The 779-nt window shown below is 60.7% G+C and carries 1 protein-coding gene; it reads left to right on the forward strand.

Annotated features, from left to right (window positions below; genetic code table 11):
* Positions 1–565, forward strand: a 565-nt coding sequence (locus EOS_RS43020) for an integrase arm-type DNA-binding domain-containing protein (protein ID WP_235443146.1), incomplete at its 5' end; no start/stop codon positions are given.
* Positions 566–779: the final 214 nt, after the last annotated feature.

A 779-nucleotide genomic window follows, 5' to 3' on the forward strand; every position in this document is an offset into this window, starting at 1 on the left:
CATGCCCAGATACGTCGAACCGAAGTCGGAATTGGCGTTTCGCAACGCCAAAACGGGGCCGAAGCCCTACCTCCTGTCGGATGGCCAGAGCCTTTCCCTGCGCATACGTCCGAACGGCGCAAAGACCTGGTTACTCCGATATCGCCGTTCTGGCACCGGGAAAGAAAACTTCCTGAGCCTTGGCCCCTATCCCGATGTCACATTGACCGAAGCGCGGCGTCGCGCCGCCACTGCTCGCGATCTCGTGCGCGAGAGCAGCGATCCGGTCGAACAACGCCGTGCCGACGTTGCTGCGCGAAAGCGCGCTGCCGACGGGGCCTTCCATCTCGTCGCCAAGGCATGGCTTGAATTCAAGCGCAAAGAGTGGGCAGATGAAACCTACCGCAAGGCCGAATTTGTCCTGCGCGAGTATCTGACGCCGGCGCTGCGTAACAAGTCAATCTCGACCTTGTCCACCGCGCAGGTCAAACCCGTTCTCGAGACGATCGCAGCGAAAGCGCCCAACCTTGCATCGAAGGCCCGTCAATACTGTTGGCGGTATCGTCAGTTACGCCATCCACAATGACCTGCGCGAAGACGGATTGCCGCTGGCGCTGCGAGGTGTCCTTCCTCGGCACAAAAAATGTCACATCCCTGCGATCACAAAACCGGCCGACATCGGCCCGCTCGTGAAGGCCATCAACGCTTACTCGTCCCCTATCACTCGCGCCGCGCTGAAGCTCGCGATGCTGACCGGGTTGCGACCCGGCGTCATCGCATGGGCTCCTCGCAGCGAAATT

The organism is Caballeronia mineralivorans PML1(12) (assembly GCF_001028175.1).
In the GTDB taxonomy this organism is placed as follows: Bacteria; Pseudomonadota; Gammaproteobacteria; order Burkholderiales; family Burkholderiaceae; genus Caballeronia; species Caballeronia mineralivorans.